Source organism: Janthinobacterium sp. 75 (assembly GCF_004365495.1).
In the GTDB taxonomy this organism is placed as follows: Bacteria; Pseudomonadota; Gammaproteobacteria; order Burkholderiales; family Burkholderiaceae_D; genus Janthinobacterium.
This window is the reverse complement of sequence record NZ_SORD01000001.1, coordinates 1,356,311-1,379,899: the sequence shown is the minus strand read 5'-3', so window position 1 is coordinate 1,379,899 and position 23,589 is coordinate 1,356,311. Positions and strand designations below refer to the sequence as shown.

The window sequence follows — 23,589 nt, the reverse complement described above, 5'->3', positions numbered from 1 at the left end:
GATGGACACACTGCACGCCCGGATTGTCACCGCATGGAATGCCTTACCCGTAGTCCTGCAAGCGAGCTTGCTGCTGGGTGCCACTGCGTACTGTTTACTGCATCTCGGGAAGTCACTGGGCCAGGCGCTGTATTACCTGACCCACTGACACCTGACAATGCCGCCAGTTCAGCCGGGCTGATTGGTCGATTGTGCGGCGGCCAGCGCCTGCTGCTGCTTGCGCACCATCGCGATAACCGTGTTGCGCACGGTTTTCAGTACCGTGTCGGCCATGAAGGGTTTCACGATGAAGCCCGACACGCCCATGGCGTGGGCTGCCTGCAGCGAGGCGGCGTCGATGCCGCCCGAGACCATGAAAATGAGCGTTTTCGGATACTGGGCGCGGATGGTTTGCACCACATTGCTCCCATCTTCCACCTGCTCGCGCGCGATGCACACGAAATGCGGATGGTGCTTGACCAGCAGCGCCAGTCCCAGCGCGCTGGTATGCGTCTGTCCGCAGACATCGTAGCCGCCATCGGTCAGGACCGTGTTCAGCAGGCCGCGCGCCACGGCGCTGCTATCGATCAGGACTGTCTTTAACATCATGATTACTTCCCTTGCTTGATTGTTCTTGTCTTGCGTCGTGTCTTACTTTTCCCACACGAGCTTGTTCCAGGTCACGCCTAAAGTCACGTCAGTCTTGAGCGCGACTAACTTTCTTGAAAGATACAGTATTTCCCGCTCTTTTCGCAGGCTTTCGCCCAGTGCGCCGGGCAAAATCCCCGCGCCGGCCATCACGGCGTCGATATTGCCGTAAGCACGCAACAGTTTCGCGCCCGTCTTCAGGCCGATCTTCGATACGCCGGGGATGCTGTCGGTGACGTCGCCCATTAGCGCCAGCAAGTCGGGCAGCAGTTCCGGCGGCACGCCGAACTTTTTCTCGACCCAGGCGTGGTCGTGCCAGACCCCCTTGAAATGATCCCACACCAGCGCGCCGTGGGCGATCAGGCCATGTAAATCCTTGTCGGTGGTGGCGATGACGGCCGCGCCGCGCCCCTCGTGCAGCCAGCGCATGACGGCCGTGCCGATCACGTCGTCGGCCTCGACCTCGGGAATGCTCACCACATGCATGCCGAAGCTGGCCAGGGTGGCATAGAAGCCGGGCAAGGCGTCGCGCAGCACCTGCGGCATGGGCTGGCGCCCCTCGCGGTAACCGGCATACAGGGCGTGGCGCCAGGTGGGGCCGCCAAAGTCGAAGGCCGGCAGGATGTGCGTCGGCTCATGGTCGTTGATGAGGGTGCGGAACGATGACAGCGCATGGCGCAGCGCGATCTCCGCCTTCAGGTCGGAATCGGGTTCAGGACTGGCTTCGTAGACGCGGCGTACGATATTCAAGCCGTCGATAGCGAGGAGTCTGGCCATGCGGTTAGTCGATACTGGTTGAATCGGGCATTTTACCGTATGGTTCCCCGCATATCGGCCTTGAATGCCCCTTATTTGGCGAAATCGTAGGGTCCGCCACGTTCGAGCGCCCGCTGGTAGGCCGGGCGCGCGTGGATGCGCTGCAGGAACGCCGTCAGCTTCGGCTGGCGTTCGTCGAGTCCGCCGCGCATGGCGGCCGCTTCCAGCGGAAAGCTCATCTGGATGTCGGCCGCCGTGAATTCGTTGCCGGCAAACCATTTTCTGCTCTCCAGTTCGGCTTCCATGTAAGCCAGCTGGCTATTGATGTTGGGCATGATGAAGCTGCTCCTGACCTTGCTGGCGATGCCGCGCGCAATGGGCTTGACGAAAAATGGCATGGGCGACGATTCGACCTTGTCGAATACCAGTTTCATCAGCAGCGGCGGCATGGCCGAGCCTTCCGCGAAATGCAGCCAGTAAGTCCAGCGCAGCTTCTCCGGCGTGCCCGCCGCCGGTACCAATCGGCCATTGCCGTAGCGTTCGACCAGGTACTCGATGATGGCGCCCGATTCGGCGATGGTGTTGGCGCCATCCGTGATCACGGGCGACTTGCCCAGGGGATGCACGGCTTTCAAGGAAGCGGGCGCCAGCATGGTTTTCGGGTCCCGCTGGTAGCGCTTGACCTCGTAGTCGAGGCCCAGCTCCTCGAGCAGCCAGAGCACGCGCTGCGAGCGCGAATTGTTCAGATGGTGGACGACGATCATGGTGTTTCCCGTTAGGCGATGGTTGAGTTCCAGTATAGCCGGGACGGGAAAATCGCGGCGGAAGGGGCTGCACACCAAAAGAAATTGCGAAAAACAGTATTTTCAATTGATAACTTTTCAATCTTCCCTTATCGTGTTTTGTTTCCAATAAGTAAGGAACTCCTCTGTGGATTTCGACACAAACAACACTACGCCCCAGCGCGAAGCCATCACCTTCAGCGCCACCGGCAGCGAATACTTCCGTATCTGGATCGTCAACCTGCTGCTGAGCATCGTCACCCTGGGCATTTATTCCGCCTGGGCCAAGGTGCGCCGCAACCGCTATTTCTATTCGAGCACCCACCTGGCGGGCAGCAGCTTCGAATACCACGGCAACGCCGTCGCCATCCTGAAGGGCCGCATTGCGGCCGTCGTGCTGATCGCCGGCTACAACATCGCCCTGCGTGTCTCGCCCATCGTGGGCCTGCTGATGTTCGTACTGCTGGCCGCCATCCTGCCCTGGCTGGTATGGAAAAGCTTGCAGTTCAAGCTGTACAACACCAGTTACCGCGGCATCCGCTTCGGTTTCGGCGGCAGCGCCAAGGAAGCCTACAAATACTTCCTGTGGCTGCCTATCCTGAATACCTTCACGGCTGGCTTGATGACGCCCTTCCTGCACCAGCGCCTGAAGCGCTTCCAGCACACGCAAAGCCGTTTCGGCACCAGCCCGTTCAGCTTTGACGCCACGGTCGGCAGCTTTTACAAGACGTACCTGCTGTTCTTTGCGCTGCTGCTGGGCGGCCTGCTGGTGCTCATTTTCGTCGTCTTCGGCAGCGTGTTTGCCTCGTTTGCTGCGCATGCCAACGACGCCACCAAGGTCGGCAGCCTGATGTTTGCCATCGGCGCCCTGTATCTGTGGGCGTTTACCGTTCTGCCCCTGTTCCTGACCATGATCCAGAACCTGATCTGGAACCACACGCGCCTGCAGCAGCACCAGTTCCAGTCGCAGCTGACCTGGGGCCGCACCACCTTCATCATGCTGACCAACCTGCTGGGCGTCGTCGTCACGCTGGGCCTGTTCGCGCCATTCGCCCACGTGCGCTGGCTGAAGTACCGCCTGGAGGCGACGTCGATGCTGGTGCATGGCAGCCTGGACGAGTTTGTCGCCGCCACGGGCCAGCAAGTGTCGGCCACCGGCGAAGGCATGGCCGACCTGCTGGACTTCGACCTGTCGATGTAAGCAATGAACGCCAACACGCAAGAAGACCACGCCGCTCTGGCCGCCCGCTATTTCGACGGCCAGAGTTCGCGCCTGTACCACGTGACACTGTCCGTGCGCGATGGCGTGGCCGTGCTGACGGGCGACATCGAACGCAGCTGTCCGCTGGGCGAACTGCACGTGTCCGAACGCAGCAGCCACGCCGTGCGCAAGGTCAGCTTTCCCGACGGCGCCTACCTGGAAATCGCCGACCAGGCGGCCTTCAACGCATTGCTGCACGATACGGGCCACCGCGATGGCTGGGTGGTGCGGCTGCAGCAAAGCTGGCGCGGCGCCCTGCTGGCCACGGTCGCCACCGTGCTGGCTCTGTGGCTCAGCTATCAGTACCTGCTGCCGGTCGTGGCGAAAGGCATCGCTTATGCGATTCCCCAGTCCGTCGAGCGCCAGCTGGGTCAGGGCGTGCTTGATTTCCTCGACCAGCACGTGTTTGAAGCGAGCAAGCTCACTGGCGTACGCCAGCAAGCCTTGCGCAGCCAGTTCGCGCGCCTGACCACGCCCGGCGACAGCACGCCCGAGCACCGCATCGTTTTCCGCAAGAGCAAGATCGGTCCGAACGCGTTTGCCCTGCCGTCGGGCGACATCGTGCTGACCGATGAAATGGTGGAACTGCTGCCGGACGATGCCGCCATCATGGGCGTGCTGGCGCATGAGCTGGGCCATTTGCAGCAGCGCCACCTGACGCGGCGCATCATCCAGACCTCGGCAGTGGGCGCCGGCGCAGCGCTGCTGTTCGGCGACGTGTCGACGGTGGTGGCCACCGTGCCGCCGCTGTTGCTGGATTTGAAGTATTCGCGCGATGTCGAACGCGACGCGGACGACTATGCGATTGCCATGCTGCGCCAGAATGGCATCCCGCTGGAACACCTGGCGCAAGTGTTTGTCGCCCTGGGCAAGCTGGACCAGGGCACGCCCTACCTGTCGAGCCATCCGGCCAGCGCCGAACGGGTCGAACGCATCCGCGCCGCACAACGGTAAACACCTGACAAAACCTACTGCGCGTCGCGCTTTGCGGCCGGCGATGCTCACCGGCTCGGCGCCCCCGTACAGAGTACGGTTGCGCTTCTCGGCCACAAATCACTGCCGCTCGCTACGGTTTTGTCAGGCGTTGCAAGTATGGATAGCACCGCTCTAAGAGCACACTTTTCCAGTCAGCAAGATCTACAAATCACCGGTACACTCAGCAATATCAGTCTGACTTCACCGGAGTGCCCATGCACCTAGTACCATTTCGCTACCTGACCTTCATTGCGACGGCCACTATCTTTGTCCTGTCCCTGTTTTACTATGACCATTACTGGCTGCCCCTGCTGGCCGGTGCACTGACCCTGGTCGGCTTCAGCGACCTGCTGCAAACGAAGCGCGCCCTGCGCCGCAATTACCCCATCCTCGCGCATTTCCGCTTTTTCTTCGAGAGCATCCGCCCCGAAATCCGCCAGTATTTCCTGGAGAGCGACAGCGAAGCGACGCCGTTCTCGCGCAGCCAGCGCAGCATCGTCTACCAGCGCGCCAAGGAGCAGACGGACAAGCGCCCATTCGGCACCCAGCTCGACGTGTACCAGGCGGGCTACGAATGGATCAACCACTCCATTGCCCCTGCCAAGGTCACGGGCCACGATTTCCGCATCGAGATCGGCAACCACCCGGACTGCCCGCGCGACAAACCGTATTCGGCCAGCGTCTTCAATATTTCGGCGATGAGCTTTGGCGCCCTGTCGGCCAACGCCATCCTGGCCTTGAACGGCGGCGCGCGCAGCGGCGGCTTCATGCACGATACGGGCGAAGGCAGCATCAGCCCCTACCACCGCGAAAACGGCGGCGACCTGGTATGGGAAATCGGCTCCGGCTATTTCGGCTGCCGCAACCAGGACGGCACGTTTTCGGAAGAACGCTTCATCGCCAACGCCAGCTCCGAGCAAGTGAAAATGATCGAGCTGAAAATGTCGCAAGGCGCCAAGCCGGGCCACGGCGGCGTGCTGCCCGGCCCGAAAGTGACCATCGAGATCGCCACCACGCGCGGCGTGATGGTGGGCGAGGATTGCGTCTCGCCGGCCGCGCACAGCGCCTTTTCCACGCCAATGGAAATGCTGCATTTCATCGACCGCCTGCGCACCCTGTCGGGCGGCAAGCCGACGGGCTTCAAGCTGGCCATCGGCCATCCATGGGAGTTTTTCGCCATCGTCAAGGCCATGCTGGCAACGGGTATCACGCCCGACTTCATCGTCGTCGACGGCAGCGAAGGCGGCACGGGCGCGGCGCCCCTGGAATTTACGGACCATGTGGGCACGCCGCTGCAGGAAGCGCTGGTGCTCGTGCATAACACCCTGGTGGGCGCCAACCTGCGCGACAGGATCAAGATTGGCTGCTCGGGCAAGATCATCACGGCCTTCGACATCGCCCGATTGCTGGCACTGGGCGCCGACTGGTGCAATTCGGCGCGCGGCTTCATGTTCGCGCTGGGCTGCATCCAGTCGCAAAGCTGCCACACGGACCGCTGTCCCACGGGCGTGGCCACGCAAGACCCGCAGCGCCAGCGCGCACTGGTGGTGTCCGACAAGATCGCCCGCGTGGCGCACTTCCACCAGAACACCATGAAGGCGCTGGCCGAACTGATCGCCGCCGCCGGCCTGGCGCACCCGCAGGAACTGCGCCCGCATCATCTGGTGCGGCGCATCTCGCCAAACCAGGTGAAACTGGCTTCGGCCCTGCTGCCCTTCCTGGAAGCGGGACAATTGCTCGACCCGAGCCAGCTGCCGCAGCTGCCGCCCGTGTTCGGCCTGTACTGGCCCAAGGCCCAGGCGGTATCGTTCCAGCGCCTGGATTGAGATGGCCGTTGCGCAAGTTGAGCAATACCACTTAATAACCACTTGCGCAAAAACCTGAATCCAATACAATACCAAAACAAGCACAAAACAAGGCAGCTTTTCCGGTGACGGCCGCGCCGCGTCGCCACGGGCCACAATACGTCTGCCATCATCACAATGAATACCGGAGGAGTTGCAGCATGGAACAGGGTTTGCGCGAAAAAGTAGGACAGTTATTCATGGTGGGCTTCGACGCCCTGCAGGCGGACGAGCACATCAAGACCTTGATACGCCAAAAAAAGGTGGGCGGCGTGATCCTGTTCCGCCGCAATGTGCACACGCCCGCGCAAGTGTCAGCCCTGTGCCGCGAACTGCAGGAAATCAACGCGGAAGTGTCCGACATTCCGCTGCTCATCTCCATCGACCAGGAAGGTGGCATGGTGATGCGCATCGAGCAGGGCGTCACGCCGATTCCCGCAGCCATGGCCTTTCAGGCGGCCGGCTCCATCGAGGATTGCGAACGCATGAACCGGATCAGCGGCGATGAAATGCGCCAAGTGGGCATCAACCTGCTGCTCGCCCCCGTGCTGGACGTGAACAACAACCGCAACAACCCCGTCATCGGCGTGCGCGCGTACGGCGAGGATGCCGCCACCGTCATCGACTACGGCATGGCCGCCATGCGCGGCCAGCGCGCCAGCGGCGTGGCCGTCACTGCCAAGCATTTCCCCGGCCACGGCGACACGGCCATCGACACGCATTACGCCATGGCCCTGGTCCCGCATGACAAGGAACGCCTGCACGCCGTGGAACTGGCGCCCTTCCGCGCCGCCATTGCCGGCGGCGTGGACGCCATCATGACGGCGCACGTGGTCTTCCCCGCCTTCGAGGCCGACACCAGCGTGCCGGCCACACTGTCCAAAGGCGTGCTGACGGACCTGCTGCGCGGCGAGATGAAATACAAGGGCGTCGTCATCACCGACTGCCTGGAAATGGCGGCCATTGCCGACGGCATCGGCATCGCCCAGGGCGCCATCACCACCTTGCAGGCGGGGGCCGACATCGTCCTCATCTCGCACCGCGAAGCGCAGCAGACAGCCGCCATCGAGGCAGTCGTCGCCGCCGTGGAGCGCGGTGACATTCCCATGGCCCGCATCGACGCAGCTTGTGCGCGCGTTCTTGAACTCAAGCGCAACCGCGCCGTGCGCGACTGGCGCTCGCGCCCCGTCGTCCCGCCTGCACTGATGCAGCCGGCCGCCATGGCCCTGTCGCAGCTGCTGCAAAAGGCCGCCTTACGCGTGCAGGGCGAATACCGCGCGCTGGACGCCAGCTTGCCCGTGACCCTGCTGACGGTGGAAGTGCGTTCGCGCAGCGAAATCGATGAAGTGGCGCTGGGCCGCAACAAGGAAGCGCGCAGCTCCATGCTGCCGGCGCTGCTCGAAGCGGGCCTGGACGTACGCGAATATGCGCTGTCGGCCGAAGCGCTGGACGAAGAGGTCGATGCCGCGATCGCCTTTGCGCAAGGCGCGCAGCAGATCGTGCTGCAAACGTATAACGCCATGTTCGTCGACGGCCAGCGCCGCCTCGTCGAGGCCCTGCCGCAGGATAAGCTGTGGCTGGTGGCGGGCCGTTTGCCCTACGACCTGGACCTGGCGCCGCACGCGCAAGGTCGCCTTGCCGCCTTCGGCTGCCGCCCGGCCGCGCTGGTGCCCGTGGTGGAAAAGCTGGCGGGCAAGGCGTAAGACCACGCCGCCCTCCTGCACATGCCGGGCGTTACCCGGCATGTTCTATTCTGCGTCGCAATCGAAGCGCACGCCCGTCATCTGCTCGCTCAGCGCCCATAGATGGCGCGCCTGCGCAGGATCGACGGCCCAGCGCCGCACGCCCGGCCCCGTGCTGTCGCCAGGTGCCAGGGCGGCGATATCGCAATCCTCGCAATACACGCCTCCAATACCCTCGAGCTGCGCGCTGGTGGCGCACCAGACGGCCGTGGCTGCGCCCTGCGCCACATTCTTGAAACCCGATTGCGGCGGCGGATTCACCTGTCCGGCCTCATCGAGCGCGCCCACGCGGCGCAGGTCATCGAGGTCCAGGTGGCGCACCAGCGGCGTCAGGATGGCCCCCGGATGCAGCGAGAAGGCGCGCACGCCGTGCGTCGCAGCGCGCCGGTCGAGTTCCACGGCAAACAGCGCATTGGCACTTTTCGACTGCGCATACGCGCGCCACTTGTCGTACGGCTGATGCAGGAAATGCGGGTCGTCCAGGTCCACGCCTGCCTGCCGGTGTCCCAGCGACGACACGCACACCACGCGTGCACCCTTCGCCCGCCTCAAGGCGGGCCACAAACGCGCCGTCAGCTGGAAATGCCCCAGGTGATTCGTCGCGAACTGCGCCTCGTAGCCACGCGCATCGCGCAGCAGGGGCGTGGCCATGATGCCGGCGCCATTCACCAGTACGTGCAGGGCGCGGCCGCTGGCAAGAAAGGCGGCGGAAAAGCGGTCGATGGCTTGCGGATCAAGCAGGTCGAGCGCGGCGACCTCCACGCCGGCCATGCCAATCAAGGCCGCTTGCGCCTGATGCGGATCGCGCGCCGGCACCAGTACGCGGGCGCCGGCGCCGGCCAGCACGCGCACCGTTTCCAGCCCCAGGCCCGACGCGCCGCCCGTGACGATGGCCTGCACGCCGGACAGGTCGCGGCCGGCCAGCGCCTCGGTGGCGGTCGTAGTGGCGTCGAAGCCGGAGTGCAGGGGAGTTTGTTTATTGTCGATGCTGCCCATGGGGTCTGCCTTTGCAAGTAGAGCCAGTCCGAATGGCTGGCGAGATGGACATTTTGCGCGCAAGGAACTGGACTGTGAATGGCGTAAAATCTGCAATACTATCGCCATCGTCCAGAACTGAACCCCACCATGGATTTACTCTCCGATGTACTCTCGCTGCTTGATACGCGCAGTTCCTATTTTGCGGGCCTGAAGGCGGGTGGCGACTGGGCCATCGACTTTCCGCCGCCGGAGGGCATCAAGTTCAACGCCGTGATCGAAGGCGGTTGCTGGCTGACGGTCGCGGGCATCGACGCTCCCGTGCAGCTGCAAACGGGCGACTGCTTCCTGCTCGCGCCTGGGCGCGCGTTTACCCTGGCCAGTACACCCGGCTTGCCAGCCGCCTCGGCGCTGGAAGTGTACCGGCACGCGCCGCAGGGCGTGGCCCGCCACGGCGCGCCGGAACATGATTTTTTCCTTATCGGTGGACGCTTCAGCTTTGGCGACGAAGCGACCATCCTGCTCGACTGCCTGCCCCCGCTGCTGCACCTGCGCGGCGATACGGACCAGGCCAGCGTGCTGCACTGGGCCTTGCAACGGCTGGCGCAGGAATTGCAGGCGACGGCGCCCGGTGCGGCACTCATGACGCGCCACCTGGGCCACATGATGCTGCTGCAAATGCTTCGCCAGTACCTGGCAGCGCAGGCTTCGCATCCAGTGGGCTGGCTGTTCGCGCTGGCCGATCCCCGGCTGCGCGCCGCCATCGAGGCCATGCATGCGCAGCCGGCGCGGCGCTGGACCTTGCAGCAGCTGGCCGCCGTCGCGGGGCAGTCACGCTCGGCCTTTTCCCTGCACTTCAAGAATAGGGTGGGCGTGACGCCGCTCGACTACCTGCTGCGCTGGCGCATGCGCCTTGCCACACGGCGCCTGAGGGACAATGCCGCGACAGTGACGTCGATTGCGCAGGCGCTGGGCTACGATTCGGACAGCGCCTTCAGCCACGCCTTCAAGCGCGTCATGGCCTGCTCGCCGCGCCAGTACCGGCTGCGTCACGCGGGCACGCAGGCGTAAAAAAACCCGCAGCAGCGGGTTTTTTTACGTTCAGGGCCGCGTGACGGGCGGCAAAGCGGCCACCGCCAGCAAGGCAAATGGCCCGAGGAAGAGGCCGATGCAAAACCAGACGCCGCCATTGCGCCCACGCCGGCTGGCCAGCAGCCAGGAGGCGATCGCAAACAAAAACATGAAGATCAACAGTATCGCCATTGCCACTCCTTGCCATGCGGAAACCCCAGTGTAGCCGACGGGCGGGCCCGTGCCTAGACGTACATCAGTCCTGGCGCTGCACCTGCATCAGGATCACGCGCTTGCTGCTGCCGTCGGCAGGCGGCTTGGCGGATGGCGGCGGCGGGCTGTCGCAGGAGCCGCAGGAACCGCAGCCACTGCCGCAGCCCGGCGCCACCTTGAAAAAGGTCGACATCTTCGCCTCATCGAGGCCGCAGCGCACCAGGCCACGCACGATGGCGCGGCGCACGCCCGCCGGCAGGTACTTGGTCGAAAAATGCAGCAGCGCGGCTGCGACGATCAGGGCGACGATAATGGTTTGCCACATGGTGTACTCCTAAGCGCCCAGCATCAGAGCGACGCGGTACGTGATGAACGAGGCTGCGTAGGCCAGGGCGAACATATAGCCGGCCATCAGCAGCGGATAGCGCCAGCCTCCCGTTTCGCGTTTCACCACGGAGAGGGTCGACAGGCACTGCGGCGCGAACACATACCAGGCCAGCAAGGACAGCGCGGTGGCCATTGACCAGGAATGGGCGATCAGCGGTTCCAGGGTGGAGGCCAGCGCGTCGCCCGTTTGCGACAGCGCGTACACGGTGCCCAGGGCGCCGACGGCCACTTCGCGCGCCGCCATGCCTGGCACCAGCGCGATGCAGATTTGCCAATTGAAACCGATGGGCGCGAAGATCACTTCCAGGCCGCGGCCCAGGATGCCGGCCAGGCTGTAATAGATCGGCGGATGGATCGCGTTGTCCGGCGCGCCGGGGAAGGTGCTGAGGAACCACAGGATAATCATCAGGCTCAGGATGATGGTACCGACGCGCGTCAGGAAGATCTTCGCGCGCTCCCACAGGCTGACGGCCAGGTTGCGCAGATGGGGCCAGTGGTAGGCTGGAAGTTCCAGCATCAGCGGCTGGTTGCCGCGCACGCCCATGCCGCGCTTCATGACCCAGGCCACGGCCATGGCCGAGATGATGCCGGCGAAGTACAGGACAAACAGCACCAGGCCTTGCAGGCTCAGATAACCCCACACCTGGCGCTGCGGGATGAAGGCGGCGATGATCAGCGCATATACGGGCAGGCGCGCCGAACACGTCATCAGCGGGGCGATCATGATGGTGACCAGGCGGTCGCGCGGGTTCTGGATGGTGCGCGCCGCCATCACGCCGGGAATGGCGCAGGCAAAGCTCGACAACAGCGGGATGAAGGCACGGCCCGACAGGCCCACGCCGCCCATCAGGCGGTCCAGCAGGAAGGCCGCGCGCGGCAGGTAGCCGCAGTCTTCCAGGCTCAGGATAAAGAAGAACAGGATCAGGATCTGCGGCAGGAATACCAGCACGCTGCCGACGCCGCCGATGATGCCTTCCACCAGCAAGCTTTTCAGGTGGCCATCGGGCATGTTCGCCGTCAGCAAGGCACCCAGGTGGCCCACGCCATCGGTGATCATTTCCATCGGCGTGGCAGCCCAGGCAAACACTGCCTGGAAGATCAGGAACATCAGCGCGGCCAGGATGAGGGGGCCGAACACGGGGTGCAGCACCACATCGTCGATTTTTTCCGTCAGGTTGCCCGTGTCGCTGGTGTTATTGCTGACGGCTGCCAGGATGCGGCGCACTTCGCGCTGGGTTTCTTCGACGCTGACGGCATCGATGGCCGCCAGCGGTTTTGCGTCCACGACCGGCAGCGGCAGCATGGCGTCAATGGCGTTCAACAGGGCTTTTTCGCCGTCGTGCTGCACCGCGACGGTTTCCACCACGGGCATGCCCAGTTCTAGCGACAGCTTGGCCGTATCGATGAGCATGCCGCGCTTGCGCGCCACGTCCGTCATGTTCAGGGCCAGCAGCATGGGCAAGCCCAGGCGCTTGACTTCCAGCACCAGGCGCAAGTTCAGACGTAAATTGGTGGCGTCGACCACGCAGATGATGGCGTCCGGGCGCGGGTCGCCCTTGCGCAATCCCCCCACCACGTCGCGCGTGATGGCTTCATCGGGCGTGGTGGCGGACAGGCTGTAGGCGCCAGGCAGGTCGAGCAGGCGCACGGGCGTGCCACCCGGCGAGGTGAAATGGCCTTCCTTGCGCTCGATGGTCACGCCGGCGTAGTTCGCCACTTTCTGGCGCGCACCCGTCAAACGGTTGAACAGGGCGGTCTTGCCGCAGTTCGGGTTGCCCAGCAAGGCAATTTGTGGCTGATGCGGCGCTTTGTGCGCGCCCGCATCGACGATAGTTTCGACAGCACCCATGGTTATTCCGGTTGAAGCAGCGGTTGAATCGTGATCAGCGCCGCTTCGAAGCGGCGCAGTGCGAACGTGGCATTGCCGACCTTGATGGCCAGCGGGTCGCCGCCGGGCATGCCGCGCTTGAGCATGCGGAGTCGTTCGCCAGGAACGAATCCCAGCTCCATCAACCGGCGGGCGAGATCGACGCCGTCTTCCGTCTGTCCTGCCGCGTGGGGCGTGATATGCAACACCGTGCCGCTCTGGCCGACTGCCAGCGCGTCGAGCGTCATCAGGGGTGGAACTAGTGTCATGAGCAAATTCCGTTCAAATTAAGAACACCGGGGACAGACTGCTGCGCGCGGCGCATGCCCTGGGTGTTGTGAGGTAAAACGCAACTGTTGCGCATTACCGACAAGCGGCCTTTCAAACTGTCCAGACGGCGACCGTCCGAGACAATACCAGCATTATAAACATGAATGCGAATTGTTTTTATTTGGCCCGGAGAGTGGCCCCTGTCAAGGGCTGCGCCATGCGCGCGAAGCGCATATCAAGCTGCCGCGCCGAGCCGCCAAGCGCCGCACACTTGATCAAAATCGCTTGCATTGTCCTGCACTTTGCGCGACAATGAAACGTAATGATAATGATTCTCATTAAAACACTAGCAACAATGCTTCAGGGTACTAGTGTCTATTCATCATCCAGCCAGAAGGTGTATCAATGATTGTATGTGTCTGCAACAACATATCTGATCGTGAAATCCGTCAAGCCGTCGATCTTGGCCTCTCCAGCATGGCCGAACTGCGCCGCGACCTGGGCGTGGCCACCTGCTGCGGCAAATGCCATAGCTGCGCGCGGGAAGTGCTGAACGATCACTTGAGCGCCACCGTGGTACTGCAAGAAACCGTATTGATGCGAGCCGTACTGACAAACTAAAGAAAGCGATGAACGCCATGACGATGATGCCCCCGCCCGTAACGGTGCAGGCCGTGCAACAATTTGCCAACTTCGACAAGAAGCGCAACAAGTTCGCGCCGCTGATGGCCATCGTCGTCCTGCATATCGCCGGCTTTTACGCCATCCAGAGCGGCCTGTTGAGCCGCGTCGTCACGGCGGCCATGCCGACCATCACCACCATCAGCATCATCGCCCCGCCGGCGCCACCCAAGCCCCCGGCACCGTCCGTACCGAAAACGGTGGAACTGAGCGCTCCCGTGCCGCGCGCCGTGATCCCGCCGCTGCCGCTGATCGCCGTGGCGCCGAGCGAACCGACGATCACGCCGCCACAGCCTACGCGCGCAGAAGCGGCGCCTGTGGCCGCCGCCGCGCCGGCAGCGCCATCGACACCGGCGCCGTCACCACCTGCACCCGCGGCACCGCGCACCGTCAGCAGCGTCGAATATATCAAGGCACCGCAACTGATCTACCCGAATTTGTCGCGCCGCCTGGGCGAGAGCGGCACCGTGGTATTGCGCATTCTGATCAATGAAAAAGGTTTGCCTGAGCAAATCCTGATCCATAAATCGACCGGCTACGGCAACCTCGATGAAGCGGGCCGCCAGGCCGCGCAGCGCGCGCTGTTCAAGCCCATGATCGAAAACGGCAAGCCCGTACCCGTGTACGTGCTCGTGCCCCTGACCTTCCAACTGAGCTAGCCTTCCGGCGGCCCTTGCGCCGCTGCCAGCCCGCAAGCATCGCACCGTGTGCCTGCTTGCTTTTTTGCACCCTGTTTTTAGTCAAGCGATTTGCTTGTTTCAGTCTGCCAGCCACCATCCCCGGGCCAGGCAGACTTTTTTTTGCCAGATGCGCAGCGCGCTATGGGGTCAGACCCTCAACACCGCCAACGCAAAGTTCAGCGCCAACGTCGCCGGGGGTCTGACCCCAGCCTTACATCTCCGCCCACATCCTGAGCAGGTTGTGGTAATGCCCCGTCAAGCCCACCGTCGCCGGCGAATCGCCGTGCTCGCCACGCACGCTCTGGATGTTCTGATCGAGTTCGAACAGCATGCTGCGCTTCCAGTCTTCGCGCACCATGCTTTGCGTCCACAGGAATGAACAGATGCGCTCGCCACTGGTGACGGGCAACACCTGATGCACGCTGCTCGACGGATACACGATGACGTCGCCTGCAGGCAGCTTCACTTCATGCGTACCGTAGGAATCGACCACCACCAGCTCGCCGCCTTCGTACTCATCCGGCTCACTCAGGAACACGGTCGAGGAGACGTCCGCGCGCATCGACTGCATGCCATTTTTCGGCGTGCGGATGGCGCCGTCGATATGCAGACCATAGTGCTCGCCGCCCGCGTAGCTGTTGAAGAACGGCGGCAGGATGCGCAGCGGCAGCACGCCCGAAAAGAACAGCGGATTGGCCATCAGCGCGCGGCTGACGATCTCGCCCAACTCCAGCGCCAGCGGCGAACCCTCGGCCAGCTGGCGGTTGCGCTTGACCTGCGCGCCTTGCGCCCCGACGCTGGCGCGACCGTCGACCCAGTCCGTCTGCGCCAGGCGCTGGCGAAAATGCGTCACCTGTTCCGGTGTCAGCACGCCGGGTATATGCAGCATCATCTTGCTATCCTTTGTAGTGAGTTTCCCCGGTGATTATCGCATCGCCACCAGCAGCCAAGAATACGTAAAGGCAAGAATGTCGCAAACTTTTTGCGCCGTTTCCACGCGACAATCCAGGCCCGCTGAAAACGCGCGACAGACGGCATGAACGCGAATGAGAATGGCCTTCATTTTCCTTGACAAATAAAAAACGGAAAAATCTGGCAATCCATTTGAGAATGGGTTTTATTCGCACGATATTTACGTTAAAAAGACGGAAAAACACCGTTTCACAGCAAGAAATGCCCATATTTTGCGCTATCATGCGGGCATAGCGAGACCGGCAACCTGCGCGCCACCAGGCAGCCCTGCGCCACCCGGCAGTGAACGCCAGCAGCCTCCGGTTTCATCATCGAACGCGACACAGAACAAAGGAAATCCCATGAAGGGCGATAAAGAAGTCATCCGCATGCTCAACGCACAGCTCACCAACGAACTGTCGGCCATCAACCAGTACTTCCTGCATGCGCGCATGTACAAGCACTGGGGCCTGGAAAAGCTGGGCAAGAAGGAATACGAAGAATCGATCGGCGAAATGAAACACGCCGACAAGCTGATCGACCGCATCCTGATGCTCGACGGCCTGCCTAACTTGCAGGCGCTGCACAAGCTGCTGATCGGCGAGAACACGCCGGAAATGCTGGAATGCGATTTGAAACTGGAACGCGCCGCGCACGCCACCGTCAAGGAAGGCATCGCCATCAGCGAAAAAGCGGGCGACTACGTCTCGCGCGACCTGTTCCTGATGATCCTGGAAGACACGGAAGAGCATATCGACTGGCTCGAAACGCAGATCGACCTGATCGCCAAAGTCGGTATTCAAAATTATCTGCAAAGCCAGATGGCGATTGAAGAGTAATCCTTTCGCAGCATCGTAAAAAAACCGGCAGAGCCGGTTTTTTTACGTCCGTCCTCAAGTCTTTGTGGCCTGCGGCGGGCGCAGCTTGACGAACAGCACCGCCACCGCAGCGCACAGCAACAGGGCGCCGGCCAGCCGGATGACGTTCTCCGGATTGCCGCCCAGCCAGCTGCGGTAATACAGGGGCAGGGTGAAGATCTGAATGATCATCGGGATGACGATGAACATGTTGAAGATGCCCATGTAGACGCCCGTGCGCGCCGGCGGAATGCAGCCGGCCAGCATGATGTAGGGATTGCCCATGATGCTGGCCCAGGCCAGGCCCACGCCCAGCATGGGCAGCAACAGCAGCGCCGGGCTGTGGATCAGCGGGATGCTCAGCATGCCCACTCCGGCCGCGCACAGGCACAGGCTGTGCATGCGCTTGGGGCCGAAACGGCGCGTGAACGGCACCAGCGCAAAGGCAGCGACAAAGGCGACGAAATTGTAGAAGGCGCCCACCTGCCCGTTCAGCAGGCCCGCGTCGCGAAAGCCTTGCGACGCGGGGTCCGTCGTGTGGAACAGGGTCGCTGCCAGCGACAGCGCAATGTACTGCCAGTAGCAGAACATTGCGTACCACTGGAACAGGTTGACGAGGGCCAGCTGCTTCATCGTCGGCGGCATCTCGCGCAGGGCCGCGCCGATATCGGCCAGCGTATGGCGCCAGCCGGGCGGGCGGCTGCGGATGGCCGCCAGCTCGGCCGCCGTGAGGGGGTATTCCGGCGTCGTCTTCAGGGTCCACAGCACTGAGGCAAGCGAGAACACGGCGCCGATCAGGAAGGCGGCGATGACGATATGCGGGATATGGCTGCCATTGACGGCATCCTTGTTCATGCCCAGCATGACCAGCAGCGATGGGGTCAGGTAGGCCAGCGTTTGCCCCAGCCCCGTAAACGCACTTTGCGTAAGAAAGCCCAGCGAATGCTGCTTCTTGTCCAGCTTGTCGCTGACAAAGGCGCGGTATGGCTCCATCGTCACGTTGTTGGCCGCGTCGAGTATCCACAGCAGGCTGGCGGCCATCCACAGGGTAGGACTGAACGGCATGGCCAGCAGGCCCAGGCTGCACAGGATGGCGCCGATCAGGAAGTACGGCGTGCGACGGCCCCAGCGCGTCACCGTGCGGTCGCTCATGGCGCCGATCAGGGGCTGCACGAGCAGCCCCGTCATGGGACCGGCCAGCCACAAATATGGCAGGCTCGCCTCGTCGGCGCCCAGGTATTTGTAGATGGGGCTCATGCTGCTTTGCTGCAGCCCGAAGCTGAACTGGATGCCGAAAAAACCGACATTCATGTTGACGATCTGCCAGAACGACAGATGCGGGCGGTGCGTGGTGGCGTCGCTCATGCCGGTTCCCTTTCCAGCCACAGCATATGCCAGGGCTGCAGGCATACGGTGCCGGCCAGCACGCTGCCATCGAGGCTGTTGCGCCACTCGCCTGTTGGCAAGGTGTAGCGCTGACTGGCGCCGCTGAAATTGCTCAGGTTGAGAAACGCGTCGCCGCGCAGCAGCGCCAGTACGGCCGGCGTGTCGGCGGGCAGCACGCTGCGCGGCGCAGCGGCGGCCAGGGCCGGCAAGCGCCTGCGCGTGTCGATCAACTGGCGCAGCGCCAGGTACAGCCGGCCGCTGGCGCTCACGCCATCGTGGCGCCATGCGAGCAGGCTGTCGTCGAACGCCGGGCGCTGCAGCCAGCGGCTGTCCATCGCCCGGTCCGCGCGCTGCGTGTAGCTGTAATCGTTGGTCATGCCCAGTTCATCGCCCATGTACAGCACCGGCAAAGCGCCAAAGCTCAAGGCCAGGCCATGCAGCAGCAGCAGGCGCCGCAACGCGTATTCCTGCTCCTGTACCGTGGTGGCGCTTTCCAGGCCGGCCAGCGAGGCGGACATGCCGTTGCTGCCATGCGCCTTGTCGGCGCTGCTGCTCTGGAAGGCGGCGCCGCGCGCATAACTGCCGGTGCCCGGCGTGCCGGCAAAGAACTGCGCGATGCGCGCCAGGCGCGCCGGCCCGTCCGCGCCCGCTTCATTGAGCAGCACGTTCCAGCCGATGTCATCGTGGCAGCGCACATAACTGAGCCAGCTTGCGGCCGGCGGCAGCGGTGGCGTGGCGGCGATCACCTGCTGCAGCAAGTCCGTGCTTTCCTCCGCCAGCGCGCCCCAGCCGGCGGCCATCAGGCTGCTGTGATAGGCGATATGGCATTCCGGCGCGGCATCGCTGCCAAAATAGGCGGGCAGCTTGGGCGTGGGCACGATGGCTTCGGCCTTGAGCAATACGCCAGGCGCAACGAGGGCGGCGATGGCGCGCAAAGCTTGCAGCAGGCTGTGGGCTTCAGGCTGGTTCATGCAGTCCGTGCCTTCGCGTTTCCACAGAAAGGCCGTCGAATCGAGACGGAATACTTCGATGCCCTTGTTGGCCAGGCCCAGCATGGCGCAGGCCATGGCCGCGAAGACGGCCGGATTGGCGTAGTTCAAATCCCACTGGTAGGGATAAAACGTGGTCCAGACCCAGCGCTGGAGCTCTGGCACGAAGGTGAAATTGCCCGGCGCCGCCTGCGGGAAAACCTGGCCTACCGTTCGCTCGTAGCGGTCCGGCTGCGCGCGGTCGGGATAGGTGTGGAAAAAATCGCGCAGCAGCGGATCGCCCGCCTTCGCGCCCAGCGCCCACGCATGGTCATCGGCCACATGGTTGAGGATCAGGTCCGAGCACAGGCTGATGCCGGCTGCGCGCAGCTGCGCAGTCAATGCCTGCAAGTCGGCATTGCTGCCCAGCGCAGGGTCGACTTCCTCGAAACTGGCGACGGCAAAGCCTCCATCGCTTTCGCCGGCGCGCGGCCGCAAAAATGGCAGCAAATGCAGATACGTCACGCCCAGTTCGCGCAAGTGGCCAATGCGCGCGGCCACCCCCTGCAGGCTGCCGCCGAAGCGCTGCACGTAGGCGCTGTAGCCCAGCATGGACTGGCTGGCAAACCAGTCCGGCTGCGCTTCGCGCTGCGCATCTTGCCGCAGCAGCGCCGGCGCGCGCGCCGCGTATAGCCGCCCCACGCTTTCCATCAGGTCTCCCAGCCAGGGCAGGAAGTCCGGCCGCTGGCCATACAGGCTGCCCAGGCGGTCAAGCAAGACCGCCTCCTGGCGCGCGTAGCGGCGCGCCGCATCGTTGCGCAAGGGCGTGGGGAGCGGCGCCAGCAGGCGCGCCAGGGGGCTGCGTATCGACATCATGAATCCTATCCTTGCTTAAAATGCGTATTTCAGGCTGACCTTGACGGCGCGCCCCGTGATCGAGCGGGCAGCATGGCCATCACCCTCGACTTCCGTATAGCCGATCTTGTTGAGCAGATTGTTCGCCGTCAGCGCCACCTGCATTTGCGGCGTGAGCTGGTAATTGACGAAGGCATTGAGCACCTGGTAGGCGGGCAAGGTGATAGTATGCGCATCGTCGCCCCACGACTTGCCCGTGCCGACCAGGCTGGCGCCCAAGGTAGCCGCTCCCCATTCATAGGTAGGCGCGAGCTGGTACACGACACGCGCCTGGCGCCGCGGCGTATTGCCGATCAGCGCCACGTCGGCCGCTGCCGTGCCCGTGATCTCGGCATCCGTGAACGTCAGGCCGCCATTGATGCGGAAGTCGCCCGCGCTGTAGGCCGCTTCCAGTTCCACGCCCTTCGCTTCATAGCTGTTGGCCGTGCGCAGCTGGGTAGTCGCTTCGTAATTGCTTTCCTTGGTCTTGGCCTGGAACACGGTGACGAAGGTGCTCAGGGGACCTTGGCGCCATTTCACGCCGCCTTCAAGCTGGCGCACGGTATTGATGGCCACGGGCACGCTGCCATCCAAGGGCGTGCCGAACAGGATGCGGTCGGCATTGAAGGCCACGCCTTCGCTGACACGGGCAAACACGGCCAGGTTGGCTTGCAGCTTGTAGTTCGCGCCCAGCGAGTACGAGGTGTGGCCCAAGGTGTAGTCGACCTGCTGCACCGTCGACGGCAGATAGGCTTGCGCGCCGGTGGCGATATTGGCCGTGCCGCTGGCATGCTGGCGGTCGCGCCGCAGGCCGCCGTCGAGATTCAGCGCACCGCTTTCCCAGGCCAGGTTCAGGTATGGTGACGCCGTGCGGTACTCCATGTCGACGGCGCGCGAGCAGCAGGCACCGAAGGCCGGGCCGATGTAGCCTGGCGTGCTGCTGGCCGTTTGCAGCAGCGCCGGCTGGTCGCCCGTGGCCTGCATCAGGTATTCATTGAAGTTCCAAGTCAGGCCCAGCTTTTGCTGCGACAGGTACAGGCCGGCCGTAGTGGTCAGTTTGCCGCTGTCGAGAACAAAAGTCTTGGCCAGCTTGGTGTCGCTCAGGGTATTGCTGGCGTCGTCGATCGAGGTATTGAACACCACGGCGGAAAAGGCCCGGCCGACATACGGCTTGCCCCGATTCGGCCCGCTCGCAAACACATAGCTGCCGTCGCTGCCGTTATTCGACGGGAAGACGCCCGTGAAGCGGCCGGAATTGTCTGCGTAGCGGAAGTTTTCGCTCACACTCCAGCCCTGCCCAAGCTTGAATGATGCTTCCAGGCCTACGGTGTCGCTCTTCACGTGCAAGCCGTCGTTGACGCGGGTGGCCACGCGCTGGTTATCCTTGTTCAGCACCATGTCGGGCACCCAGTACGGCGAATAGAAACTGGCCTTGCGCGGGTCGATGCCGGCGATTTCCGTGATGCGGCCATTGCTCACGCTGACCGGCACCGGCAGGGCCGTGGGCGACTGGTCGTCGAGGTGCTTGAACGACAGCCGCACGAAGCCGCTGTCGAATTCATGCGTGACATTGCCGCGGATCTGGCCGCCCTTTTCACTGTTGACGCCACTGTGGCGGATGCCTTCGCCCGTACGCCAGGAGCCGCCGATGAAGAAGCGCGTACGCTCCGAGAGCGGCGCGCCATAGTCGAAGTCCACGCGGGTCTGGTCATAGCCCAGGCCGCGGCTGATGGCCACGCTGCCACCCTGCTCCTTGCCATTCTTGCTGATGAAATTGATGATGCCGCCCGGCGAGTTGGTGGCCAGGGTGGAGGCCGAGCCGCCGCGCACCACTTCCAGGTGGTCCAGGGTGGAATCGATTTTCACGAAGCTGTCGGGCGTGGTGAAGTTGAAGTCGCCAAACTGCAGCACCGGCAAACCATCTTCCTGGATCTGCACATAGCGCGCGCCGCCGGCGGAAATGGGCAGGCCGCGCACGGTGATGTTGGCATTGCCTTCGCCGCCCGAAGACTCGGCCCGCAAGCCCGGCACCGAGCGCAGGACTTCGGCGGCGCTGGTCGGCGCATTGTGCAGGATGGTGTCGAGTTCCATGCTGCTGACGGAATTACTCGATTTCATTTTCGACGTGCCGCCGGTGGTGCCCGTGACCACGATGCGTTCCAGGTTCAGGCCATCGGCGGGGGCGGCGCTGGCGGTGTCGCCGGTGGATTGTGCCTGGGCCGCGCCCAATTGCAGCATGGCCAGGGCGACGGCTGCGGCCATGCAGCCGCGTTGAGCAGTACGTGTCTTCATCTTGTCTCCAGTGTTGTATGCCGATACATCGAGGTATCCGCTTGTTATGAGTCCTGGCCGCTGCATGCCGTGGCGCGCTGGCTGAGCCGGTACGTCATTATTCAACGAATAAGAATTTATTGCAATCGATTGCAATCGAGCACTGCAACATGAAATTTATGTTGTTTTTAAGAGAATAATACGAAGGGAGCAGAGGTAATAAGCGCTTATGCGCTGAGCAAACAGGGCTTTTCATGCGGCACTGCAGCATGAAAATATAGGAGGTAAATCTAAATTATTGCAATCGGTTGCAACCGATGAAGCATGCCCACCTCAGCGGCCCGAGGCGCGTACGATCAGCTCGGTTGGCAATTGCTGGGATGGCGCTGCTGCGCCGTCGACCAGCGCCAGCAGCGAGGCCACCAGCGCGCGCCCGGCGGCGCGGATCGGCTGGCGCACGGTGGTCAGCGGCGGATGGAAATACGCGGCCAGTTCGATATCGTCGTAGCCAACCACGGCCACCTGCTCCGGCACGGCCACGCCGCGCGCGCGCAGGGCACTGATGGCGCTCATGGCCAGCAAGTCGCTGCAGGCGAAGATGGCGTCGAACGGGAGGCGGCGGTCCAGCAATTCCTGCACGTCCGTCGCGCCGCCCTGAGGCAGGAAGGAGCCGGCCACGTACAGTTGCGGGTCGGGCACCAAACCCTGCGCGGCCAGCGCCTGCGCATACCCCTGGTGGCGCTGCGCCACTTCGGGCAGCTTGGCGTCGCCAAAGAAGGCGATGCGCGTGCGCCCCGCCGCCAGCAAGTGTTCCGTGGCCAGCCTGCCGCCGGCGACGTTATCGCCGCCGATGGTGCAATACAGCTGCTGCGGCAATTGCGCGCCCCACACGACGATAGGTACCTGGCGCGCGGCCAGCTGATTCAGTTGTTCATGGTGGCGCCACTGGCCGATCAGGATAATGCCGATCACGCGGCCGCTATCGAAAGACTGGGCGGCAGCATCGAGCGTTTCGGCATCCACGCGCGAAATGAGCATGTCGAAGCCCTGCTCCGTCAGCGCATCGGCAAGGCTGCCCAGCATGCTGAGGAAAAAAGGGTCGGACAGGTGCTGGCGCGTGGCTGCGTCATACGGCACCACCACGCCTACCGTGCGGTTCTGTTTCAGGCGCAGGTTTTGCGCGCCGATATTGATGGAGTACTTGAGCGAACGGGCCAGCGCGATGACGCGCGCGCGCGTCTCTTCATTGACCAGCGAACTGCCGCTCAGCGCGCGCGACACGGTGGACGTGGATACGCCAGCCAGGCGCGCGATATCGGCCATCTGCAGGCGTTGCTGCGCCTTCGAATCGGTACCGGTCATCGTACGCTCACTGCGGCACGGTGTCCTTGAACGATGGCCGCTCGGACAGTTTGTCGAACAGGCGCGCCAGCGCGGGATGGTCCGCACGCCAGTCGATTTCCGGGAAGCGGAAGCTGAGCCAGCCCAGCGTGCAGCCCACGGCCACGTCGGCCAAGGTGTAGTTCTTGCCGGCGCAATACGCACTCTCGCCCAGGCGCGCCTCGAGCGCGGCCAGGCCCAGCGTGATCTTGTCGAGCTGGCGCGCGATCCAGGCCGCGCTCTGCTGCTCGGGCGGGCGCTGCGTGCGCTCCAGGCGCACCAGCACGCCCGCGTCAAGGATGCCGTCGGCCAGCGCTTCCCAGTTCTTGATATCGGCCCGCTCGCGGCCATTGCCGCCGGCCGGCAGCAGCTTGCACACGGGCGTGAGCGTGTCGAGGTATTCGACGATGACTTTCGAATCGATCAGCGTGCTGCCATCCTCCATCACCAGGCAGGGCACCTTGCCCAAGGGATTAGCCTGGGCAATGCGGGTTTCCGGCACCCACACGTTTTCCAGCTCGAAGACATAGTCGAGCTTTTTTTCCGCCAGCACGATACGGGCTTTGCGGACATACGGGCTGGCGAGGGAGCCGATCAGTTTCATAGGTACTTTAAGGTAAAGGAGCAGCAATCAGTATAGCATCGGCGGCAGCGGCGTTTGGCAGCACGCGCCTGGCGCTGCCTCAGGTGTGGCAGGCACGCCGCATCGGGGCCGGATTCGGCCAGAATGGGGGCCATCCGCCGCCGACGG

The 23,589-nt window shown here is 63.4% G+C and carries 23 protein-coding genes; 9 read left to right on the top strand and 14 right to left on the bottom strand.

Annotated elements, in window-relative coordinates; all coding sequences use genetic code 11:
- The first annotated feature begins 1 nt into the window (after position 1).
- Positions 2-148: a hypothetical protein gene (locus C8C89_RS26920; protein ID WP_166674681.1), complete on the top strand. Its 147-nt coding sequence runs from the start codon at positions 2-4 to the stop codon at positions 146-148.
- Positions 149-168: 20 nt separating this feature from the next.
- Here C8C89_RS26920 and C8C89_RS06310 read toward each other — a convergent pair whose 3' ends face one another.
- From C8C89_RS06310 to C8C89_RS06300, 3 genes are all read right to left on the bottom strand, one after another.
- On the bottom strand, positions 169-585 hold the full coding sequence (locus tag C8C89_RS06310; protein WP_101484760.1) for a response regulator: 417 nt from the start codon (positions 583-585) through the stop codon (positions 169-171).
- A gap of 45 nt (positions 586-630) precedes the next feature.
- Complete coding sequence (locus tag C8C89_RS06305) at positions 631-1,404, bottom strand: 5'-3' exonuclease H3TH domain-containing protein (RefSeq protein WP_034778849.1); 774 nt, start codon at positions 1,402-1,404, stop codon at positions 631-633.
- 71 nt (positions 1,405-1,475) lie between these two features.
- The gene (locus C8C89_RS06300; protein WP_133989156.1) at positions 1,476-2,147 is read right to left on the bottom strand and encodes a glutathione S-transferase; all 672 of its coding nucleotides are present in this window, start codon (positions 2,145-2,147) and stop codon (positions 1,476-1,478) included.
- Positions 2,148-2,313: 166 nt separating this feature from the next.
- Between C8C89_RS06300 and C8C89_RS06295 the strand changes: the two genes are divergently transcribed.
- The 4 genes from C8C89_RS06295 to nagZ all read left to right on the top strand — a co-directional run bounded on the left by C8C89_RS06295 (position 2,314) and on the right by nagZ (position 7,948).
- Entirely contained in the window at positions 2,314-3,366 is a 1,053-nt protein-coding gene (locus tag C8C89_RS06295) for a YjgN family protein (RefSeq protein WP_101483037.1), read from the top strand.
- Positions 3,367-3,369: 3 nt separating this feature from the next.
- Positions 3,370-4,380, top strand: coding sequence for a M48 family metallopeptidase (locus tag C8C89_RS06290; protein ID WP_133989155.1), 1,011 nt, complete (start codon positions 3,370-3,372; stop codon positions 4,378-4,380).
- A gap of 236 nt (positions 4,381-4,616) precedes the next feature.
- Entirely contained in the window at positions 4,617-6,227 is a 1,611-nt protein-coding gene (locus C8C89_RS06285; protein ID WP_133989154.1) for an FMN-binding glutamate synthase family protein, read from the top strand.
- 179 nt (positions 6,228-6,406) lie between these two features.
- Positions 6,407-7,948 carry a beta-N-acetylhexosaminidase gene (gene nagZ, locus C8C89_RS06280; protein ID WP_133989153.1) on the top strand — a complete coding sequence of 514 codons (1,542 nt, stop codon included), beginning with the start codon at positions 6,407-6,409 and terminating at the stop codon, positions 7,946-7,948.
- A 45-nt stretch (positions 7,949-7,993) separates the two neighbouring features.
- On the opposite strand, the gene C8C89_RS06275 is transcribed toward nagZ, so the two are convergent.
- Positions 7,994-8,974, bottom strand: a complete 981-nt coding sequence (locus tag C8C89_RS06275; RefSeq protein WP_101484761.1) for an oxidoreductase — start codon at positions 8,972-8,974, stop codon at positions 7,994-7,996.
- Positions 8,975-9,112: 138 nt separating this feature from the next.
- Here C8C89_RS06275 and C8C89_RS06270 point away from each other — a divergent pair, with 138 nt between their 5' ends.
- Complete coding sequence (locus tag C8C89_RS06270; RefSeq protein ID WP_101483041.1) at positions 9,113-10,033, top strand: AraC family transcriptional regulator; 921 nt, start codon at positions 9,113-9,115, stop codon at positions 10,031-10,033.
- Between the two features lie 30 nt (positions 10,034-10,063).
- On the opposite strand, the gene C8C89_RS26915 is transcribed toward C8C89_RS06270, so the two are convergent.
- From C8C89_RS26915 to C8C89_RS06255, 4 genes are all read right to left on the bottom strand, one after another.
- Positions 10,064-10,225, bottom strand: coding sequence for a hypothetical protein (locus tag C8C89_RS26915; protein ID WP_166674680.1), 162 nt, complete (start codon positions 10,223-10,225; stop codon positions 10,064-10,066).
- Positions 10,226-10,289: 64 nt separating this feature from the next.
- A complete protein-coding gene (locus C8C89_RS06265) occupies positions 10,290-10,571 on the bottom strand; it encodes a hypothetical protein (RefSeq protein WP_133989152.1) in 282 nt (93 codons plus the stop codon).
- 9 nt (positions 10,572-10,580) lie between these two features.
- Positions 10,581-12,482, bottom strand: coding sequence for a ferrous iron transporter B (locus C8C89_RS06260; RefSeq protein WP_133989151.1), 1,902 nt, complete (start codon positions 12,480-12,482; stop codon positions 10,581-10,583).
- A 2-nt stretch (positions 12,483-12,484) separates the two neighbouring features.
- Positions 12,485-12,769, bottom strand: a complete 285-nt coding sequence (locus C8C89_RS06255) for a FeoA family protein (RefSeq protein ID WP_101483044.1) — start codon at positions 12,767-12,769, stop codon at positions 12,485-12,487.
- Between the two features lie 406 nt (positions 12,770-13,175).
- Here C8C89_RS06255 and C8C89_RS06250 point away from each other — a divergent pair, with 406 nt between their 5' ends.
- Entirely contained in the window at positions 13,176-13,391 is a 216-nt protein-coding gene (locus tag C8C89_RS06250) for a bacterioferritin-associated ferredoxin (protein ID WP_101483045.1), read from the top strand.
- Positions 13,392-13,408: 17 nt separating this feature from the next.
- Positions 13,409-14,110, top strand: coding sequence for an energy transducer TonB (locus tag C8C89_RS06245; RefSeq protein ID WP_101484762.1), 702 nt, complete (start codon positions 13,409-13,411; stop codon positions 14,108-14,110).
- A gap of 232 nt (positions 14,111-14,342) precedes the next feature.
- On the opposite strand, the gene C8C89_RS06240 is transcribed toward C8C89_RS06245, so the two are convergent.
- Positions 14,343-15,023: a Fe2+-dependent dioxygenase gene (locus tag C8C89_RS06240; RefSeq protein ID WP_133989150.1), complete on the bottom strand. Its 681-nt coding sequence runs from the start codon at positions 15,021-15,023 to the stop codon at positions 14,343-14,345.
- 421 nt (positions 15,024-15,444) lie between these two features.
- Between C8C89_RS06240 and bfr the strand changes: the two genes are divergently transcribed.
- The gene (bfr, locus tag C8C89_RS06235; RefSeq protein WP_034745609.1) at positions 15,445-15,921 is read left to right on the top strand and encodes a bacterioferritin; all 477 of its coding nucleotides are present in this window, start codon (positions 15,445-15,447) and stop codon (positions 15,919-15,921) included.
- A gap of 54 nt (positions 15,922-15,975) precedes the next feature.
- Here bfr and C8C89_RS06230 read toward each other — a convergent pair whose 3' ends face one another.
- The 5 genes from C8C89_RS06230 to C8C89_RS06210 form a co-directional block, all read right to left on the bottom strand.
- Positions 15,976-17,304 (bottom strand): MFS transporter, encoded by a 1,329-nt coding sequence (locus C8C89_RS06230; RefSeq protein WP_133989149.1) that lies wholly within the window; start codon positions 17,302-17,304, stop codon positions 15,976-15,978.
- On the bottom strand, positions 17,301-19,169 hold the full coding sequence (locus C8C89_RS06225) for an alpha-amylase family glycosyl hydrolase (RefSeq protein WP_243857916.1): 1,869 nt from the start codon (positions 19,167-19,169) through the stop codon (positions 17,301-17,303). The genes C8C89_RS06230 and C8C89_RS06225 overlap by 4 nt, the downstream gene beginning before the upstream one ends.
- 15 nt (positions 19,170-19,184) lie before the next feature.
- Positions 19,185-21,479, bottom strand: a complete 2,295-nt coding sequence (locus tag C8C89_RS06220) for a TonB-dependent receptor (protein ID WP_133989148.1) — start codon at positions 21,477-21,479, stop codon at positions 19,185-19,187.
- Positions 21,480-21,791: 312 nt separating this feature from the next.
- Positions 21,792-22,820, bottom strand: coding sequence for a LacI family DNA-binding transcriptional regulator (locus C8C89_RS06215; protein ID WP_133989147.1), 1,029 nt, complete (start codon positions 22,818-22,820; stop codon positions 21,792-21,794).
- A 7-nt stretch (positions 22,821-22,827) separates the two neighbouring features.
- Positions 22,828-23,442, bottom strand: a complete 615-nt coding sequence (locus C8C89_RS06210; protein ID WP_101483050.1) for a glutathione S-transferase N-terminal domain-containing protein — start codon at positions 23,440-23,442, stop codon at positions 22,828-22,830.
- Positions 23,443-23,589: the final 147 nt, after the last annotated feature.

Excerpts from the sequence above, each read along its gene's own strand:
- C8C89_RS06240 (WP_133989150.1), bottom strand. The coding sequence starts at position 15,023 with ATGATGCTGCATATACCCGGCGTGCTGACACCGGAACAGGTGACGCAT.
- C8C89_RS06245 (WP_101484762.1), top strand. The coding sequence starts at position 13,409 with ATGACGATGATGCCCCCGCCCGTAACGGTGCAGGCCGTGCAACAATTT.
- C8C89_RS06285 (WP_133989154.1), top strand. The coding sequence starts at position 4,617 with ATGCACCTAGTACCATTTCGCTACCTGACCTTCATTGCGACGGCCACT.
- nagZ (WP_133989153.1), top strand. The coding sequence starts at position 6,407 with ATGGAACAGGGTTTGCGCGAAAAAGTAGGACAGTTATTCATGGTGGGC.
- C8C89_RS06290 (WP_133989155.1), top strand. The coding sequence starts at position 3,370 with ATGAACGCCAACACGCAAGAAGACCACGCCGCTCTGGCCGCCCGCTAT.
- C8C89_RS06210 (WP_101483050.1), bottom strand. The coding sequence starts at position 23,442 with ATGAAACTGATCGGCTCCCTCGCCAGCCCGTATGTCCGCAAAGCCCGT.
- C8C89_RS06250 (WP_101483045.1), top strand. The coding sequence starts at position 13,176 with ATGATTGTATGTGTCTGCAACAACATATCTGATCGTGAAATCCGTCAA.
- C8C89_RS06220 (WP_133989148.1), bottom strand. The coding sequence starts at position 21,479 with ATGAAGACACGTACTGCTCAACGCGGCTGCATGGCCGCAGCCGTCGCC.
- C8C89_RS06305 (WP_034778849.1), bottom strand. The coding sequence starts at position 1,404 with ATGGCCAGACTCCTCGCTATCGACGGCTTGAATATCGTACGCCGCGTC.
- C8C89_RS06300 (WP_133989156.1), bottom strand. The coding sequence starts at position 2,147 with ATGATCGTCGTCCACCATCTGAACAATTCGCGCTCGCAGCGCGTGCTC.
- C8C89_RS06225 (WP_243857916.1), bottom strand. The coding sequence starts at position 19,169 with ATGATGTCGATACGCAGCCCCCTGGCGCGCCTGCTGGCGCCGCTCCCC.
- C8C89_RS06215 (WP_133989147.1), bottom strand. The coding sequence starts at position 22,820 with ATGACCGGTACCGATTCGAAGGCGCAGCAACGCCTGCAGATGGCCGAT.
- C8C89_RS06270 (WP_101483041.1), top strand. The coding sequence starts at position 9,113 with ATGGATTTACTCTCCGATGTACTCTCGCTGCTTGATACGCGCAGTTCC.
- C8C89_RS06265 (WP_133989152.1), bottom strand. The coding sequence starts at position 10,571 with ATGTGGCAAACCATTATCGTCGCCCTGATCGTCGCAGCCGCGCTGCTG.
- C8C89_RS06255 (WP_101483044.1), bottom strand. The coding sequence starts at position 12,769 with ATGACACTAGTTCCACCCCTGATGACGCTCGACGCGCTGGCAGTCGGC.
- bfr (WP_034745609.1), top strand. The coding sequence starts at position 15,445 with ATGAAGGGCGATAAAGAAGTCATCCGCATGCTCAACGCACAGCTCACC.
- C8C89_RS26920 (WP_166674681.1), top strand. The coding sequence starts at position 2 with ATGGACACACTGCACGCCCGGATTGTCACCGCATGGAATGCCTTACCC.
- C8C89_RS06230 (WP_133989149.1), bottom strand. The coding sequence starts at position 17,304 with ATGAGCGACGCCACCACGCACCGCCCGCATCTGTCGTTCTGGCAGATC.
- C8C89_RS26915 (WP_166674680.1), bottom strand. The coding sequence starts at position 10,225 with ATGGCGATACTGTTGATCTTCATGTTTTTGTTTGCGATCGCCTCCTGG.
- C8C89_RS06260 (WP_133989151.1), bottom strand. The coding sequence starts at position 12,482 with ATGGGTGCTGTCGAAACTATCGTCGATGCGGGCGCGCACAAAGCGCCG.
- C8C89_RS06310 (WP_101484760.1), bottom strand. The coding sequence starts at position 585 with ATGTTAAAGACAGTCCTGATCGATAGCAGCGCCGTGGCGCGCGGCCTG.